The 16,310-nt window shown below is 61.3% G+C and carries 14 protein-coding genes; 5 read left to right on the forward strand and 9 right to left on the reverse strand.

What is annotated here, in order from left to right:
- Positions 1–53 precede the first annotated feature (53 nt).
- On the forward strand, positions 54–2,582 hold the full coding sequence (locus tag HNQ65_RS23700) for a secretin N-terminal domain-containing protein (RefSeq protein ID WP_184343765.1): 2,529 nt from the start codon (positions 54–56) through the stop codon (positions 2,580–2,582).
- A gap of 181 nt (positions 2,583–2,763) precedes the next feature.
- Here HNQ65_RS23700 and lpxB read toward each other — a convergent pair whose 3' ends face one another.
- On the reverse strand, positions 2,764–3,894 hold the full coding sequence (gene lpxB, locus HNQ65_RS23705; protein ID WP_184343767.1) for a lipid-A-disaccharide synthase: 1,131 nt from the start codon (positions 3,892–3,894) through the stop codon (positions 2,764–2,766).
- 187 nt (positions 3,895–4,081) lie between these two features.
- Here lpxB and HNQ65_RS23710 point away from each other — a divergent pair, with 187 nt between their 5' ends.
- Positions 4,082–5,209 (forward strand): DUF4268 domain-containing protein, encoded by a 1,128-nt coding sequence (locus HNQ65_RS23710; RefSeq protein WP_184343769.1) that lies wholly within the window; start codon positions 4,082–4,084, stop codon positions 5,207–5,209.
- A gap of 106 nt (positions 5,210–5,315) precedes the next feature.
- On the opposite strand, the gene HNQ65_RS23715 is transcribed toward HNQ65_RS23710, so the two are convergent.
- The 8 genes from HNQ65_RS23715 to HNQ65_RS23750 form a co-directional block, all read right to left on the reverse strand.
- Positions 5,316–6,269, reverse strand: a complete 954-nt coding sequence (locus HNQ65_RS23715; protein WP_184343771.1) for a Gfo/Idh/MocA family protein — start codon at positions 6,267–6,269, stop codon at positions 5,316–5,318.
- Complete coding sequence (locus HNQ65_RS23720; RefSeq protein WP_184343773.1) at positions 6,266–6,454, reverse strand: type II toxin-antitoxin system Phd/YefM family antitoxin; 189 nt, start codon at positions 6,452–6,454, stop codon at positions 6,266–6,268. The genes HNQ65_RS23715 and HNQ65_RS23720 overlap by 4 nt, the downstream gene beginning before the upstream one ends.
- Before the next feature lie 16 nt (positions 6,455–6,470).
- Positions 6,471–6,905 (reverse strand): hypothetical protein, encoded by a 435-nt coding sequence (locus HNQ65_RS23725; RefSeq protein ID WP_184343775.1) that lies wholly within the window; start codon positions 6,903–6,905, stop codon positions 6,471–6,473.
- Between the two features lie 21 nt (positions 6,906–6,926).
- Positions 6,927–8,372 (reverse strand): signal recognition particle protein, encoded by a 1,446-nt coding sequence (gene ffh / locus HNQ65_RS23730; protein ID WP_184343777.1) that lies wholly within the window; start codon positions 8,370–8,372, stop codon positions 6,927–6,929.
- Between the two features lie 94 nt (positions 8,373–8,466).
- On the reverse strand, positions 8,467–9,786 hold the full coding sequence (locus HNQ65_RS23735; protein WP_184343779.1) for a polysaccharide deacetylase family protein: 1,320 nt from the start codon (positions 9,784–9,786) through the stop codon (positions 8,467–8,469).
- A gap of 4 nt (positions 9,787–9,790) precedes the next feature.
- The gene (locus HNQ65_RS23740) at positions 9,791–10,570 is read right to left on the reverse strand and encodes a hypothetical protein (RefSeq protein ID WP_184343781.1); all 780 of its coding nucleotides are present in this window, start codon (positions 10,568–10,570) and stop codon (positions 9,791–9,793) included.
- A complete protein-coding gene (locus HNQ65_RS23745; RefSeq protein ID WP_184343784.1) occupies positions 10,567–12,069 on the reverse strand; it encodes a thermonuclease family protein in 1,503 nt (500 codons plus the stop codon). The genes HNQ65_RS23740 and HNQ65_RS23745 overlap by 4 nt, the downstream gene beginning before the upstream one ends.
- A complete protein-coding gene (locus HNQ65_RS23750; RefSeq protein WP_184343786.1) occupies positions 12,066–12,779 on the reverse strand; it encodes a hypothetical protein in 714 nt (237 codons plus the stop codon). The genes HNQ65_RS23745 and HNQ65_RS23750 overlap by 4 nt, the downstream gene beginning before the upstream one ends.
- 393 nt (positions 12,780–13,172) lie before the next feature.
- Here HNQ65_RS23750 and HNQ65_RS23755 point away from each other — a divergent pair, with 393 nt between their 5' ends.
- The 3 genes from HNQ65_RS23755 to HNQ65_RS23765 are packed head-to-tail and all read left to right on the forward strand — an operon-like array spanning position 13,173 to position 16,294.
- Complete coding sequence (locus HNQ65_RS23755; protein ID WP_184343788.1) at positions 13,173–14,426, forward strand: hypothetical protein; 1,254 nt, start codon at positions 13,173–13,175, stop codon at positions 14,424–14,426.
- A gap of 4 nt (positions 14,427–14,430) precedes the next feature.
- On the forward strand, positions 14,431–14,667 hold the full coding sequence (locus tag HNQ65_RS23760) for a hypothetical protein (protein ID WP_184343790.1): 237 nt from the start codon (positions 14,431–14,433) through the stop codon (positions 14,665–14,667).
- Positions 14,668–14,692: 25 nt separating this feature from the next.
- Positions 14,693–16,294: a sulfatase family protein gene (locus HNQ65_RS23765; protein ID WP_184343792.1), complete on the forward strand. Its 1,602-nt coding sequence runs from the start codon at positions 14,693–14,695 to the stop codon at positions 16,292–16,294.
- Positions 16,295–16,310 lie beyond the last annotated feature (16 nt).

The raw sequence follows: 16,310 nt of genomic DNA on the forward strand, positions 1-16,310 counted from the left end.
ACCAGCTTCTTTTTTTCCGACTCAGACTCATCATCCGCATGCCGTTTTTGTTCATGAAACATCCCGCACCGACCGTTCTTCTGATGCTGCTGCTGACGCTGCCAGCCGCCTACGCCCAGGTGCCGGAACGTCTGCCAGGCATTCCGCCCCAGCCAGGACGTCCGATCTCACCGCCAGTGGGCCGCCCGCCGGGACCTCCGGCCGGAGGTCCTGCCGTGCTGCCGCCAGCAGCGAATCCTGCTGCTGTTCCAGGTGCGCCCGCTGCTCCGGCACCGGCTGCTGCTGATGACGGCGGGGATGGCAACGTGATCAGCTTTACAGCGACTCCCGTGGCTGAGGTGCTGGCCGAGTACTTCCGCGTGACCGGCCGCAAGGTGCTGCGCGACCGCGGGCTGGAGAATGCGGTGGTGACCATCGAGGTGCCGGGCAAGTTTACCAACGACGAGTACCGCTCCATCATTGAGAAGGGGCTGCTGATGCACGGGTATGTGCTGGTGCCCAGCGGACCGGATCTTTACAAGCTGGTGGCGGCGGAGCTGGGCAGCATGCCCTCCGCGCAGAATGTGCCGATCATCATGCGCAGCGAGGACCTGCCAGACACCGACCAGGTGGTGACGCATGTGCTGCAGCTCAACTTCATCAGCGCCGAGGATGCGAGCAGCGCCTTTCAGACGATCATCCCGCTGCACCCTTATGGCAAAATCCTGGCGGTGCCGAATTCGCAAGCTCTGGTGATCACCGAGGCCTCGCAGACGATCCGCGCCTTTGTGGAGCTGGCCAAGCAGGTGGACCAGCCGCCGGTGGAGACGGTGCAGAAGACCTTCCGCATCGAGCGCGCCGAGGCGGATGAAGTGATCGAGCAGCTGGGCACGCTCATGGGGCTGGATGCCAAAGGCAGTTCCGGCGGCGGCGGTGGTGGCGCTCCGCGTGCACCTGCTCCGGGAGGTGCTCCCGGCGCAACACCTGGGGCGGCAGCCTCCGCGCCTTCCTCCGCCTCCATCAGCGGAGCTGCTGGCAGCGGCAAGCCGATCATGCAGGCCGTGAGCCGCACCAACAGCATCATCGTCGTGGCACGGCCGCTGGACATGAAGAAGATCGAGGCGCTGATCAAGGAGCTGGATGCGGAGCCCACCGCGAGCCGCTACTTTTCGCGCAAGCTCAACTACCTGGATCTGACGACCTTCCTCAGCATCGCTGAGAAGGCGCTGATGCGGAATGATCCGAAGGCGCAGGGCAGCAGCCTCGATTCTTTGCAGAAGTCCCAGCCGAACAGCACGCAGTCCACCAACAACAACACCGGATTTGGTTCAGGGTCCACCATGGGCTCAGGGCTGGGCACCGGGGGGATCGGCGGTCTGAACTCGGGCATGGGTGGTCTGGGATCCAGCGGACTGGGTGGCGGCATGGGCATGGGGTCCAGCAGCGTGAGCTCTGATCTGGCGATCACCAAAAAGCCCATCAGCATCCTGATCGCAAACACGCTGGTGATTGCCGATCCAGGCACGTCGAAGTTCTTTGCCAGCGGCCCGCCGGACCAGGTGAAAGCGCTGGAGGAACTGGCGGAGGAGCTGGATGTGCGCCCGCGCCAGATCCTGCTCTCGACCATCATCGGCACCTTCACGCTGGGGGACAATTTCAACTTTGGCCTCGACTGGATTCAGACGCTGAAACAGGTGGGCAATGACGGGCTGGTGGGCGGCGTGCTGAACACGCAGGGCACGGCTTTTGCCAATCCCGCCAACCTGAAGGACATCTCCGGCTTTCTGGCCACGGGCGGCCCTGCGGCGCTGAGCGGGCTGACGGCCTACGGGCAGATCAACAAGAACCTCAATGTCTTCCTGCAGACGCTGGAGAGCACGAAACGCTTTCAGGTGATGCAGAAGCCCACGCTGACAACGCTGAACCACCAGCCTGCGCAGATCTACATCGGCCAGCAGGTGGCCATCGCAGGGCAGAGCTACACCAGCGGTGTGGTGGGCGGGGGCTTCACCTCCACCACGCAGTACATTCCGGTGCGCCTGCAGCTCATCATCACGCCGCACATCTACAACGACAACGAGGTGATGCTGGAATTCAAGCAGCAGAACAATGACATCTCCGGCTACACCACGATCAGCGGCAACCAGGTGCCCAACATCTCGGAGCAGGGGCTGAATAACAACCTCATCGTGGCAGATCAGGCCACGGCGATGCTGGGCGGGCTGATCACCGAACGTGACACGGACAACAAGAGCGGCCTGCCCTTCCTGGTGCGCATCCCGCTGATCAAGCATCTGGTGGGCAGCACGAACAAGATCAAGCAGCGCAACGAGATGATGATCTTTGTGCAGCCACGCATCCTGCCGGACAACGCGGCGCTGATGCTGGAGCAGGAGCGGCTGGGAGATGCCAGCGCGAACTACGACCGGACCGCCAGCTTTGGCAGCATGCCGGAGATGCCGGTGCCCAAGGCAGTCCCGGCGAATGAAGGCAAGCCCAATGACATCCTGCCGCCACCGGGCCAGCCGGAGCCCAAGCCTGAGGCGAAAAAGGGCCTTCTCAATAAAATGAAAGGCTGGTTTCAGAAGTCGAAGCCAGAGTGAGGGCGCAGGGAGCGCGGGCCGACGAGCCCGCAGCACTCCGCCAGCATCTGCCACTCTTCATTTGGCTGACGTCTCTTTTTGCGTTCCGGGATTCGCGTGTCTGTGGAACTTCATGCACGGTCACCCCTGCTGGCGTGTTTGCGACCTGCTGCAGGCTCGGAGGCCCGCGCTCCGAAAGATGTCACGCCGCAGGCAGGAACTCGTGCACGGCTTTGGCGGCGCGGGTGTAGGCACCGCCGGAGCCGAGGGTGGCGACGACATCGGCGAGATCCTGCTGGAGGTGCTCGCGTTTGGCGGAGTCGGTCAGCAGCGTGGTGGTGGCTAGGGCGAGGGTGTCGGAGTTGAGCTGGCCTTGGACCAGTTCTTGAACGACCTCGCGTTTGGCCAGGATGTTGACGATGCCGAGGTGCTTGATGCGGACGACGAGCTTGCCGATGATGTAGGTGGGCCAGCTGACGTTATAGACCAGCGTGTAGGGCAGGCCAAAGCAGGCAGCTTCCAGCGTGGCGGTGCCGGAGGCCACGGCTCCCGCTTCGGCGCGCTGCATGAGGTCATAGACGGTGCCGGTTTCGATCCAGCGCTTGGCCTCGGGCATGCCGTGGTCGTCGGCCATCTGGCGCATGTAGCTGGCCAGGGTTTCGTTGGCGGCGGAGACAGCAAAGCGTGCGGTGGGCACAGCCAGGCGGATGGCCTTGGCGGCGTCCATCATGATGGGGAAGAGGCGGCGCACCTCATTGAGGCGGCTGCCGGGAAACCAGCCCACGAGGCCGGGCTCGCGCTTCCAGTCGCGCTTCAGGGTGACGACGCGGTCCACCATGGGGTGGCCGCTGAACTCGGTGCGCAGGCCGCTCTTCTCGTAGAACTCCTTCTCAAACGGGAAGATGCAGATCATGAGATCGAGCACCTTGGCCATGGTTTTGACACGGCCTTTTTTCCAAGCCCAGACCTGCGGGCTGATGTAGTAGAGGATGCGCCCCTTGTAGCCGGCGGTGCGCAGGCTGCTGGCCAGACGGAGATTGAAGCCGGGATAGTCCACGAGGATGACCGCCTCGGGCTTTTGGCCAAGGATGGAGTCGAGCACGGCGTCCATCTTCTCCTTGAAGTAGCGGTACATTTTCAGCACCTCCCAGAGTCCGACGACGCCAGCGGTTTCCACCCAGTCTTCCACGCCATCGCCAACGACCTCGCGCATCTTGGGGCCGCCGAGGCCGATGACCTGCATGTCCGGCTCCAGTGTCTTCAGCTCACGCAGAAGCCCTGCGGCATGGGTGTCTCCGCTGAGCTCGCCTGCGATGATGAAGATGCGGTTCATATCAATGCAACTACTGCAAGATTTTCGCTGCAGGGCAGGGCGTAAGGGGTGTCATTTGCGCGAGACTAGCAATGATGGTGTTCTGGTCAAACCACATGTGGAAGAAGCGGCAGGAGAATGGGATGAGAGCAAGTGCATGCTGAGCAGTTCTTGCTTGTTTCTGCATTCAACCTAAAATTTTTGCTGCATGTACCAAATTGATCCTGCCACGAATCGCATTCACAGAGTTGCGCAGATGAAGTTTGCAGATCTTGGGTTCACCGAGCGTGGACATTTGCAGGAGTGGCTTGCTAATCAGCCTGATGCGCTCGGTGAGGAATTGCTCATTGTGCAAAAAGAGTTTGCAGGCTTTGAAGATACTAGGGAGAGGCTTGATCTTCTTGCCTTGGATAAAGACGGCGCTCTTGTTGTCATTGAAAATAAACTGGATGACTCTGGCCGAGATGTGGTTTGGCAGAGCTTAAAATATGCCTCGTATTGCTCGACCTTGTCGAAGACAGCTATTGCTGACATTTTTCAGCAATACCTAGACAAGTCAGGGATAGATGCCAGAGCCGAGGAAAAGATTTGCGAATTTTTAGGCCAGGAAGACTTCGCCGAAGTCATGCTGAATCATGGTAATGACCAGCGTCTGATTCTTGTTGCTGCACAGTTCCGGAAGGAAGTGACATCTACAGTCTTATGGCTGCTAAAACATGATGTGCGTCTTCAATGTTTTAAGGCTACTCCTTTCAAACAAGGCAACTTTCTATTTCTGCAGTTGGAACAGGTTATTCCCTTGGCTGAGGCCGAGGAGCTCATGATCGGAATCTCAGAAAAAGAAAAAGAAGAACATAAGGCTGAACGTGGGCAGGCTAAGCGCTTTCCACTGCGAACAGAGTTTTGGCACCGGGCGCTTGAGGCATTGGAACAAGCTGGAATCGATCTCTATTCAAACGTAAGTCCAGGCAAGGATCATTGGCTTAACTCTGGGTCTGGACTTAGCGGGGTCCATTACACGATGGTTTTTAGCAAGGACGAAGTGAGAGTGGAATTCGTACTTTCTCGTAGCGCCAAGGAGCAAAATAAAACTTTGTTCGATACTTTATACCAACGGTGCGCCGCATTGGAGCAACGTTTTGGCGAACCTCTTGAGTGGCGGCGTCTGGATGAAAAGAAAGCCTCCATCATCCTAGCTCGGAAACTCTTCGATGGTTACAACAAAGACAACTGGGCTGACATGATCAAATGGCTTGTCGAGCGCGTGCAAAGGATGGAAGAGACATTTGAACCCGAAATCGCCCTTTTGCGCGGCAAGCTAAATGGTGGGGAGTGATTTATACACTGGTCGTCGAAAACGGGTCTGTTCTCGATGATCGTGGCATCGCTTCGCAAAGCTGTTATCCCCTGAGCTATAGACCCGTTTTCAATGGTTCGTGGTATTAATGACCACTCATCTTGGCGTTCTTTTCGATTTGATCGGTGATTTCCAGGGCGATGCGCACAGCCTCGGCGCCTTCCTGGCCGGTGACGATGGGGCGGCGGCCATGGCGGGCGCATTCGACGAAGGCGGCGATCTCGAGCTTGAGCGGCTCATCCTTCTCCACCTCCACGGCCTCGCGGACGATTTGCATGCCGTCTTTGCGGTAGATCCAGCCGCTCTGCTCCTGGTAGTCGAGGCTGAGGTAGCTGGAGCTCTGGAAGACGCGGATCTTGCGCATCTTCTCGGGGCTGATGCGGCTGGCGGTGATGTTGGCGATGCAGCCGTTGGCAAACTTGAGACGGGCGTTGGCGATGTCCTCGCGCTTGGTGAGAACGGGGATGCCCACGGCGTCCACCTGGATGAGCTCGGACTTCACGAGATGGAGCACGATTTCGATGTCGTGGATCATGAGGTCGAGCACGACGCCGATGTCGATGCTGCGATTGGGGAAGGGGGAGAGGCGGTGGGCTTCGATGAAGCGGGGGTTGTCCATGCGCTGCTCCAGCTGGAGGAGCACGGGATTGAAGCGCTCGATGTGTCCCACCTGAAGAATGACGCTCTTGGATTTGGCCAGCTCGATGAGGGCCTGGGCCTCGGCGTAGGATTCGCTGATGGGCTTTTCCACCATGACGTGAATGCCGGCCTGCATGAGGGGCTCTGCCACTTTGCGGTGGAAGATGGTAGGAACGGCCACGGTGGCGGCGTCCACACGGGAGGCAAAGTCGGACAGGTCGCTGGCGGCATGCGTGCCATACTGCGCGGCGAATTCGGCGGCGCGTGCAGGATCGGCATCATACACGGCGGTAAAGGCGACAGCGCCTTCGCTCTTCGCGGCGATCTCCGCCATGATGCGTGCGTGGTTTTTGCCAATGGCGCCGACGCCGGCGACTCCGATGCGGAAAGGGGTGCTCATGAAAGTGAATCGATATGGTTGATCCTGGTGCCGCCTTTTGATTGGCGCATAAGTTTCGCGAAGTCCAACACCTTCGTTTTTCCTTCGCGCAACTGTCTCAACGATTCTTCGAGGTGTCTGGCATTTGCAGGACTTTTCAAAAGATAAGAAGTCGCGTCGTGGATGTCAGAGTTCTTGGGTTTCATGAAGAGCTGTGAAGGTTCATTTTGCAGCATGCGATGCTTCATAAAACAGGCCGTTAATCAAAGCGCCTTTAATGACAGTGTTGGTTTCAGGGGCATTGAACTGGAAAAACTGAATCAGCAATCCTTTCGCCTTCATTGCTCCGTTTGAAACTTCCAGATCTTCATGCACCAGGATTTTGGGTTTAGTGGCGACTGCATGGTTGATCAACACTGCAGAAAAGTGCAACGGTCCCGGGATGTCTTTGGATGAAGGATAGCCGATGAGTTGCAGATAGCCTCCGCCATCGCCAAATTCTCCGGCATACCGGGTGTTCAAATCCCACTGATTGTCGGGTGTCCAAGGTTTTAAAATTGAAACCGGATAGCTGGTGGTTTGATAGTAGAAAGTATCTTCGCCAGGCAAGAGCATGGCACACGAAAGCCAGGTGAAGATCAAAAGAATTGCTTTCATGGCATTCGGTCGGCTTGCGAATCAAAACTTGCCGGGGAACTTCATGCCTGGGGGGAGCTTGGGCATTTTGCCGCCGGGGGCTCCGCCGCCGAACAGGCCGCCGAGGCCACCGAGACCGCCCATCATTCCTCCGGGGCCGCCAGGGCCGCCGCCACCCATCATGCTGCCCATGAGCTGGGTCATCATGCCCTTGTTGCTCATGAGTTTTTTCATCATCTCAAACTGCTTGAGGAGCTGGTTCATCTCCATGACGGGGCGTCCGGCGCCGTTGCAGATGCGCTTGCGGCGCTGGCCGTTGATGATCTCGGGGCGCTGGCGCTCCTTGGGGGTCATGGAAAGGATGAGCGCTTCGACGTGCTTCATGCGCTTGTCGCCGTCCTCGCCGATCATGTCCTTCATCTTGCCCATGCCGGGGAGCATGCCGAGGATGCCGCCGATGGGCCCGAGCTTCTTCATCATGCGGAGCTGGGCCAGCATGTCGTTGAAGTCGAATTTGTTCGACTGCATGCGGGCGGCCAGTTTCATGGCCTCCTTTTCGTCGATCTCTTCGGCGGCTTTTTCCACGAGACCCACGACGTCTCCCATGCCGAGGATGCGCTGAGCCATGCGGTCGGGGTGGAAGATTTCGAGCTGGTCCACCTTTTCCCCGACGCCGAGGAATTTGACGGGGCAGCCGGTGACCTGGCGCATGGAGAGCAGCGCGCCGCCACGGGCGTCGCCGTCCAGCTTGGTCATGATGAGGCCGGTGATGCCGACGGCGGCATTGAACTTCTGCGCCACGCTGACGGCCTGCTGGCCGGTGGCGGCGTCTGCCACGAGGAGGACTTCGTTGGGCTCCACCACGGCGCGCACGCGCTTGAGTTCGTCGAGCAGTTCCTCATCGAGGTCCTGACGACCGGCGGTGTCAAAGATGGCGATGCCGTTGCCCTGCTCCTTGAGCCAGACGAGGGCGGCCTTGGCGGCTTTGACGGGATCTTTCTCGCCTTCGGCAGGGGCGAAGACGGGCACATTGAGCTGCTGGCCCAGCACCTGGAGCTGCTTCACAGCGGCGGGGCGGTAGAGATCCAGCGCGAGGAGGAGCGGGCGGCGGCCCTGCTTCTTGAGCCAGCTGGCCAGCTTGGCGGAGGTGGTGGTCTTGCCCGCACCGTTGAGGCCGGTCATGAGGATGCGCTGCGGCGGGTCCACGTTCAGCGCGCTGGCTTCGCTGCCGAGCAGTTTGACGAGCTCGTCGTGGAAGATTTTGACGATCTGCTGGCCGGGGGAGACTTTCAGCAGCACCTCAGAGCCCACGGACTGCTTGGTCACCGCCTCCACGAGGTCCTTGGTCACCTTGAAGTCCACGTCCGCCTCCAGCAGGGCCAGGCGGATTTCCTGCATGGCATCGCTGACATTGGATTCGCTGATGCGGGCCTGGCCGCGCAGCTTTTTAAAGGCGCTTTCGAGTTTTTCAGAGAGGGCGGAGAACATCGGGAGGGAGAGAAAAGGGGCGTGGGATAGTCGGCAGCAGGGCACGCCTGGCAACTGCGAAGGCGGGGCTGGTCAGGCCGGGCGGGGAAGGGGGCTACTGGATGGGCTGGTAGGCGGCTTCGAGGTCGATCTTGAAGCGCCAGCTGACCACCTCGGCAGGCTGGGTGGCGGCACGCTGAAAGCTGAGGCTGAGCGCGCAGTCCTCGCGGCGCAGCTTGTAGGGGAACTGGAAGCGCACCACCATGGCGGCGGGGTCGTACTCCACGGGCACGGTGCCGAGTCCGGCGATGCGGAGCTTGATGCTTTCAGGGACGATGGTGCCGAGCTTTTTGAGGTCGGCTTCGACGAGCGGGCGGCGCTCGGTGATGACGCTGTCGGGCTTGGGCTTGAGCTGGATGAGCTGCTCTCCCTTGTCGTTCTTGGCATCGGCCACGAGGAACTTGTTGGAGCCGACATCGCCCCGACCGCGGAAGCTGGTGGCCAGCTTGAAATTGATGTCGTTGTCTCCGTGGATGATGTAGCGGCCCAGTTTGCCATTGGGGGTGTCCCAGGTGACTTTCTGGCCGTTGACGGTGACGAGGGATTCGTAGCCGAGCTGGAGGGCGGTCTCCATGATGGAGTCGTCAAAGTTGCCGTAGGGATAGGCAAAGGAGGGGCATTTGATCTTGAGGTTCTCTTCCAGGAACTCGCGGGAGTCCTTGAGTTCGCTGACGAGCCACTGCTGGTAGTCGGCCTCGGTCTTGCCACCTTTGGGGCGTTTTTTGAGGCTCTCGTGAGAGACGCTGTGGCTGCCGACTTCACAGCCGTTTTTCATCATCTCGCGGATCTGATCCCAGCTCATGGATCGGCCGCCGATGTTGACGTATTTTTTGTAGAGATAGACGGTGAAGGGGAAGCCGAACTCCTTGAGGATGGGATAGGCGTAGGTGTAAACGCCCTCCCAGCCGTCATCCATGGTGATGACGATGGCTTCTTCCGGGATGTTTTTCTCCCCGCGCTTCCAGGCCATCATGTCGCTGAAGGAGATGACGGGGATCTTGGAGTCTTTGATGGCCTGCATCTGATCGCGGAACTTGGGCGCGGAGATGAGCATGGGGCTGCCGCCGCGGTCGCGGAAGTCGTGGTAGCCGAGGACGGCGACGACGGAGGATTTGTTGAGCTCAAAGGGCGGTGCAGCCGGGGCCTCGGGAGGTGGGGCGGCGGCGTCCTGCATGGCGGTTTCCTGCAGCTTCTTTTCGATGGCCTGCTCCTCGGGGGTGAGGGCGGGTTCCTCGGGCTTGGGCGGTGGAGGCGGGGGCTTGGGGGTGACGCCACTCTGCTCGGCGAGGCGGCGCAGCTTGGCCTCGATGCGCTTGCAGGAGGGCAGCGCGCCGAGGGCGAGGATGGCTAGGAGAAGCGTAAAGGCAAAACGCATGGCGTCAGGGAGTGGAGGCAGGCGGGCGCGGCCGGGTGACGAGCAGGCTCTTGAGGATGAGTTGCGGGCTGGCTTTGTCTCCGGCGGTGAGGCGCAGTGTCTCGCCACGGAGGTCGGAGGTCAAGGCAAGGCTGCCGAGGCGGAGGATGCGGAAGGTCTGGGCGCTGGAGGTGCCGCGCTCGACTTCGAGGTCTTTTTCGATGACCTGGCCGTTGCACTCGATGCGGAGCTTGAGCGGCTCCTTGAGGTCCGGGCAGGAGTAGTGGAGGAGGATGTCGTAGGTGCCTGCGGCGATAAACTCCATGCGCCAGGCGATCTCCCCGACAGTGGCGGTCTGCGAGTCTGCGGGCGGCTTTGGCACCACCTCCTGGGCCAGGGCCGGGGAGAGGGTGATAAGCGCCTGCTTCTGCTCCGGAGGCGGCGGCGCGGGCATCGGGGCAGGCATGGGCATGGTGCCCGCCTGGGCCTGCTGGGTGGCGATGAGATCAAGCACGCCGCCGGAATTGATGATCTGCTGCACGCGGGCGATCTCCGCTGTGTAGGCTTTTTTGTCCGTGGCTACGGCCGCCTGGCGCTGGAGCTCGAGGAGGTATTTGCCCAGCAGCGGGATGTGGCGTGTGCTCAGCTCCTTCTGGTAGATGCTCTCCATCTGCTGGAGGCGGGTGGCAGACTGAGGGGCTGCTGTCGTGGGAGGCGGGGGCGCAGCCGGAGCCGTGGGGGCAGGCTGCTGGGCTGAGGCACCGGTGGCCAGCAGGAGGGAGCAGAGGAAAGGAAGACGTCTCATGGCTGCCTCCTTTCTGTGGCCTCTTCGGAGAGGGCCCAGGCACCGGGGGCGGGCTTGCGGTGTTTGGCGGCAGCCTCCAGAGAGCCGAGGGTGGAGAGAAAGGCGCGCTCCATGGCATTGTGCTGCTTTTCACGCGGAGGCGGCATCACGGAGGCCAGGCCATGATTGACCAGCACATTCTGGTAGAGCCCCACATTTGGCAGGAAGAGCAGTGCGGCGAGGGTGCCGTCCTTGTCGCGGTCCGGACGAATGAGCAGGCGCAGAGGCTTGTCCCGCAGATAGGTGGCGGTGAAGTCGCGCGCGGTGCGGCCCACAGCCACGACGTCCTCGTCCTCAATGCTGAAGTATTTGGCAAAGCGCTTCACGTCGGAGTCGTCTTCCTCCACCGGGGGGCAGTCGATCCAGAGCAGGCGCACGAGGAGGGTGCGGCCTTCGTGGGTGATCTTGAAGCGTGCGCCGGAGAGGGGCTCCTCATCGGCCAGGCGTGCGTCGCTGATGTCCTCAAAGCCGCTGAAGACATCGCCATTGCTGCTGATGGCATGCATGCCGGACTTGCCTTTTTTGGGGTCGTCCAGCCGCTGGATGCGGCGGATCTCGGCGTCGATCTGGTCTTTCAGCGCGGGGCGTGTGACCGCGAGGTCGTGCAATGCATCGAGATAGCCGGAGGAGGCGGCCTTGCGGGCGGTCTCGATGGCGCTCTTGAGGGTGGCCGTGGCCTGCTGCATGGCGGCGGTGGAGGTGGTGGTCTCGGTGACAGAGGCCGGGGCGGCAGCGGCGGTGGTGTCGGTGACAGGGACGAGGCGGAGATTGCGAATGCGGATGATGTTGGCGGGGTAGCCGTCCGTGGCGGTGAAGCGGAGGGTGACGGGGTTGCGCGTGAAGTTCATGGGGCCTACGCGCACGGTGGAGAAGGTGGTCTCGTCCGTGCTGCGCTTGATCTCAAAGGCACGGTGGTTTTCTTGTGAGTTGCCGAGCAGGGTGACCTCATCAAAGGCGAACATGGCGCTCTGCTGAGGCTGAAACTTGGGCGAGGCGTAGATGCTGCCCGCCACGGGGGCATCGCTCATGTTGGCATCAAATTCGAGATGATAGCTGCCGGGCGTGAGGCGGAAGTTCTGCCACTCAGCACCGCTGCCATTGGAGCGCCAGCCACTGAGGGTTTCCCCGGAGGCCTGGGCGGAGCCCATCATGCGCGCCTGAGTGAGCGGCAGGGTGGTGGCCAGGCTGGAGGCTGTGCCGGAGTAGAGGGCCTGGAGCTGCTCGCGGCGCTGGCGGATGGCGCGTGCCTCCTCGTAGTCTCCTGCGGTGGCGACTTCGGTTTCCGCCTTGGCGAGGGCGCGCTCATACTGCTGGGTGAGGAGCTGGGAGTCCGCCATGATCTGGCGGAGGAAGGTGGAGCGCGCGGTGGTGAGCGCCGGGGGCTCCGCCGCAGGAGCCTGCGCCCGCAGGGCCGTGGCGGCCTGCAGCAGCAGGAGGAGGGCTGAGAGGCGGAGGATCATCGGGAGGCAGGCACGAGTTCCACGGCAAGGAGCTGCATGAGATTGTCCGAGACGAGCGCGTCAGCGGAGAGGGTGAGAGTGCTGGCACCATCGCTGACTTTGAGCGTGCCGGCGCTGCGCTCCTCGGGGCCTTTGATGGTGGTTTCGATGCTGGTGGTGAGGGTGTAGCGGGCTTCCTTGATGAGGAGCCTGCCGCCTTCCGCCGCACGGCAGCGGTAGCGCAGCAGCACCTCGTAGCCGCCGGGGGGCAGGGAGGGAAGCTTCCAGGAGGCGGAGGCACCGACCTGGGACCAGCCGGTGATGGCGCCGCCCTCCAGCCTCACGCCGCTGAGGGTGGCGTTTTCGAGGGGGAACTTGATGCGGTCTGGGAGCAGCGAGGTCTTGAGCGCCTGCTCGCGGGTCTGCAGGAGGAGGAGCTCCTTGTCGAGGCGGGAGAGCTCATTCTGCAGGCGCTTGCGCTCATCGCGCGCGGTGATAGCGGCATCGTAGTCACGCTCTGTGGCGAACTGCTTTTCCAGGGTGGCGAGGGTGGTGATCTGCGCTTTGAGAGGGGCGAGGCTGGCCTCGATGAGATCACGCTCGTAGCCCAGTCGCATGAGAGCGATCTCGGAGCTGGCTCCGGGGTCGTCGGTGCGCTTTTCCGCAGCCAGGGCTGACAGGGCAAACCCCGCGCCAGCAAGTGTGAGTGCGAGAACGAAACCGGGTTTCAAATGGACGAAAGCAGAAGGTGAAACAAACGCCGCCATGCTACCCAAAGCCCACCGTGAAACAAGCTAGAACTCAGAGGGGTTTTATGTCTGAGTGCGGCGTTGCTGATGGGAGCCTGATCAGGAGGGGATTATGGCAGGCAGATGAGAGGCTAAAGATTCTTTTAAAAGAGGGTTTGGCGTGATTGTCTTAGGATGGCTGGTAGCTGAAAACAGGGCAGGCACTGTGCTAAAATGCGCCGCTGGCTTGTAAGTCTAACCTCCACAGTGGACTCAGGTGTCCCGTGGGTGGGACAATTTGTAGCCACAAGTGAAAATAGCTGAGGATTCGGCATTGCAGCGCGTACGTTTTGTGTCAAGAAGGCCATCCCCCTTTCCCCCAAAAAAAAACCATTGATGCAGACAACGGACGCCCATCCGAACCTCACCCCACGTCCCTATCGCAAAATCCTCTCCCGAATCGGTTTCCTCACCGCAGGCCTGCTGCTGGGTGCGGGGCTGATGAGGTGGTATGATGCTGCCGATACGGAGGAGCACCAAGTGCTGGCCGCTTACGGACAGCAGCACCGCTCCGGCCCCTGGGGGGAGATTTATTCCACGCCATTCTCCATCTCCGCGCCCGAGGAGCTGCTGCCTCTGCGCAAGCTGGAGGAAAGCGGCACGCGGTGGCTGTTTCCCAATATGCACTACAGCGAGGTGGAGCGGCTGCTGGAAGCCACCGGCCTGCCCAGGAGCCTGGTGGCTGAGCTGACGGAGCCGGGCGTGCTGGAGCAGACCCCCTCAGGCATGGAGATGAAGCCCTCCGCCAAGACGCTGATGGCGCTGCCTGCCGGGCCGCGCAAAAAGCTCTATCAGGCGGTGCTGGAGCATCCCATGAACCGCGGGCAGATTATTTTCATTCACAAGGACACACTGGGAGACCGCTTTGGCCGCACCCATGGCGGCGAGCACACGCTGATGCTTTTCAAGCAGCTGTGCTGCGAGCACGGGGACTACCTGGTCTTCAGCGGTCTGTCGGCCGTGCTGGAGCAGCTGCCCACCTATGAGGAAAAGCGTGACTTCATGCGCGGGCTGACCAGCCAGCGCACGCTGACGCTGAGGGTGCACATCAAACCCGGGGAAGACACCTCAGACCTGGCCAACTACTGGGGCAAGGGCATGAAGGGCACGGATGTGCGCACGATCTTTGAATCGATCGCCGCCACACCCACGGGGGGCATGCTGGGAGTCATCAACATGCTGCCGCCGCTGCCGTCTTCGCAGATGTTTCTCTACCCCATGCCGGACAATCCGCTGAACGGCCCCGCACCGATCCGCGACTGCCACTGGACTTCATTTAACTTCTTCAATGACGTGGCGGAGCCGGAGCTGGGAAATCAGGATTTCTACATGCAGAAGCTGAAGGAAGAGTACATCCCGGCGGCGGGGGATCCGCGCTACGGGGACATCGCCCTCTTCACCAAGCCCTCAGGGGCCATCGTTCATTCCGCCGTGTACATTGCCGACGATATCTTCTACACCAAGAACGGCGCCACCTTCACCTACCCCTGGATGCTGGAGACGCTGCCAGACCTGATCAAGCAGTACTCGTTTCAGGTGGAGCCGGGAGAAAAACTGGTTGTGAGCTACTTCCGGAACAAGAACATGTAGCCGCATGGCGGACTATGAAGAACTGCGCAGCCTGCTGCGCCAAAGGCTGGAGATCATTGCGGATCATGCGTTTCGTGACCGCGATGCGGCGGCGCATCTTGAGGCGCTGAAGCAGGTGTCGGAGGGCATCATGGCCCAGCACCAGCGGCTGCGGGCGCAACTGCCGCCACGGCTGAATCATTTCCTGACGCAGGCGAGTTTTTCGAAGGCGCTGGAATATCTGGATAGCTCGGAGGCTTGAGCGCGTTCAAGTCGGGCAGCCAATCATGAACCGACTACGCCTTTTCACCTCCCTGCTGTGCCTCTCCCTGGCATCCCTGGCCGCTGCGGCTGACAAGCCGAACATCATCTTCATCCTGTGCGATGATCTGGGCTACGGAGATGTGAAGTGCCTGAACCCCGAGGGCAAGATCGCCACGCCGAACTTTGACCGGCTGGCCAAGGAGGGCATGATCTTCACGGATGCGCACTCCGGCTCCAGCGTGTGCACGCCCACGCGCTATGGCGTGATGACCGGGCGCTACGCCTGGCGCTCCAAGCTGCAGAGCGGCGTGCTGGGCGGCCTGAGCCCGCGCCTGATCGAGCAGGGAAGACTGACGACACCTGCGATGCTGAAGCAGCAGGGCTACTCGACGCACTGCGTGGGCAAGTGGCACCTGGGCATGGACTGGGTGCGCACCGGAGAGGTGGAGGAGCTGAGCATCGAGAAGGCGGAACACGTGAAGAATGTGGACTACACCAAGCCGATCACGAACGGGCCGACGAGCGTGGGCTTTGACACCTACTTTGGCATCAGCGCCTCGCTGGACATGGTGCCGTACTGCTTCATCGAAAACGATCACGTGACCGTGAACCCGACGGAGATGATGAAGCTGGCGATGAACAAGGGCGGCCCCGGGGGCTACACGCGCGAAGGGCCGGGGGCGCCGGGCTTCCGTGGCGAGGATGTGCTGCCCACCTTCACGCGCGAGGCGAAGAAAGTCATCGAGGCCAAGGCGAAAGCGAAGGCCCCCTTCTTCCTCTACCTTCCTCTCAATTCACCGCACACGCCCATCCTGCCGAGCGAGAAGTGGCAGGGGAAGAGCGGGATCAGCCTGTATGCGGACTTTGTGATGGAGACGGACGATGCGCTGGGCCAGATCATGCGCGTGACGGAGGAGACGGGCATCGCCAAGGACACGCTGATCATCATCACCAGCGACAACGGCTGCTCTCCGAGCGCGGACTACCCCAAGCTGCTGGCGGCGGGGCACAACCCCAGCTACAACATGCGCGGACACAAGGCGGACATCTTTGACGGTGGCCACCGCGTGCCCTTCATCGTGCGCTGGCCTGCCAAGGTGAAGGCGGGACAGACCTCGTCGCAGCTCGTGTGCCTCACGGATTTCATGGCCACCGCTGCGGAAGTGGCAGGAGCCAAGCTGCCGGAGAATGCGGCAGAAGACAGCTTCAGCATCCTGCCGGCACTGCTGGGAGAATCCGGCAAGCCGGTGCGGCAGAGCGTGATCCATCATTCGATCAATGGCTCCTTTGCTTTGCGTGAAGGGGACTGGAAGCTGGAGCTCTGCGCAGGGTCAGGCGGCTGGAGCGATCCGCGCCCCGGCAGCCCCGGAGAGAAAGGTCTGCCAGACACACAGCTTTACAATCTGAGGGCGGACATCGCTGAGAAGGACAACCTGCAGAGCAGCGAACCCGAGGTGGTAAGAAAGATGACGGCGGCGCTGGAGAAGATCGTGAGTGACGGTCGCAGCACGCCCGGAGCACCGCAGCAGAACGCGGTGCCCGTGGTGCTGAGGAAGCCCACACCGGCTGCGGCTGCGAAAGGGAAGGGCAAGGGAAAAGGTAAAGCCAAGGCAGCGGCGAATTGAATGGGGCTTACAGTCG

The organism is Prosthecobacter vanneervenii (assembly GCF_014203095.1).
GTDB lineage: Bacteria > Verrucomicrobiota > Verrucomicrobiia > Verrucomicrobiales > Verrucomicrobiaceae > Prosthecobacter > Prosthecobacter vanneervenii.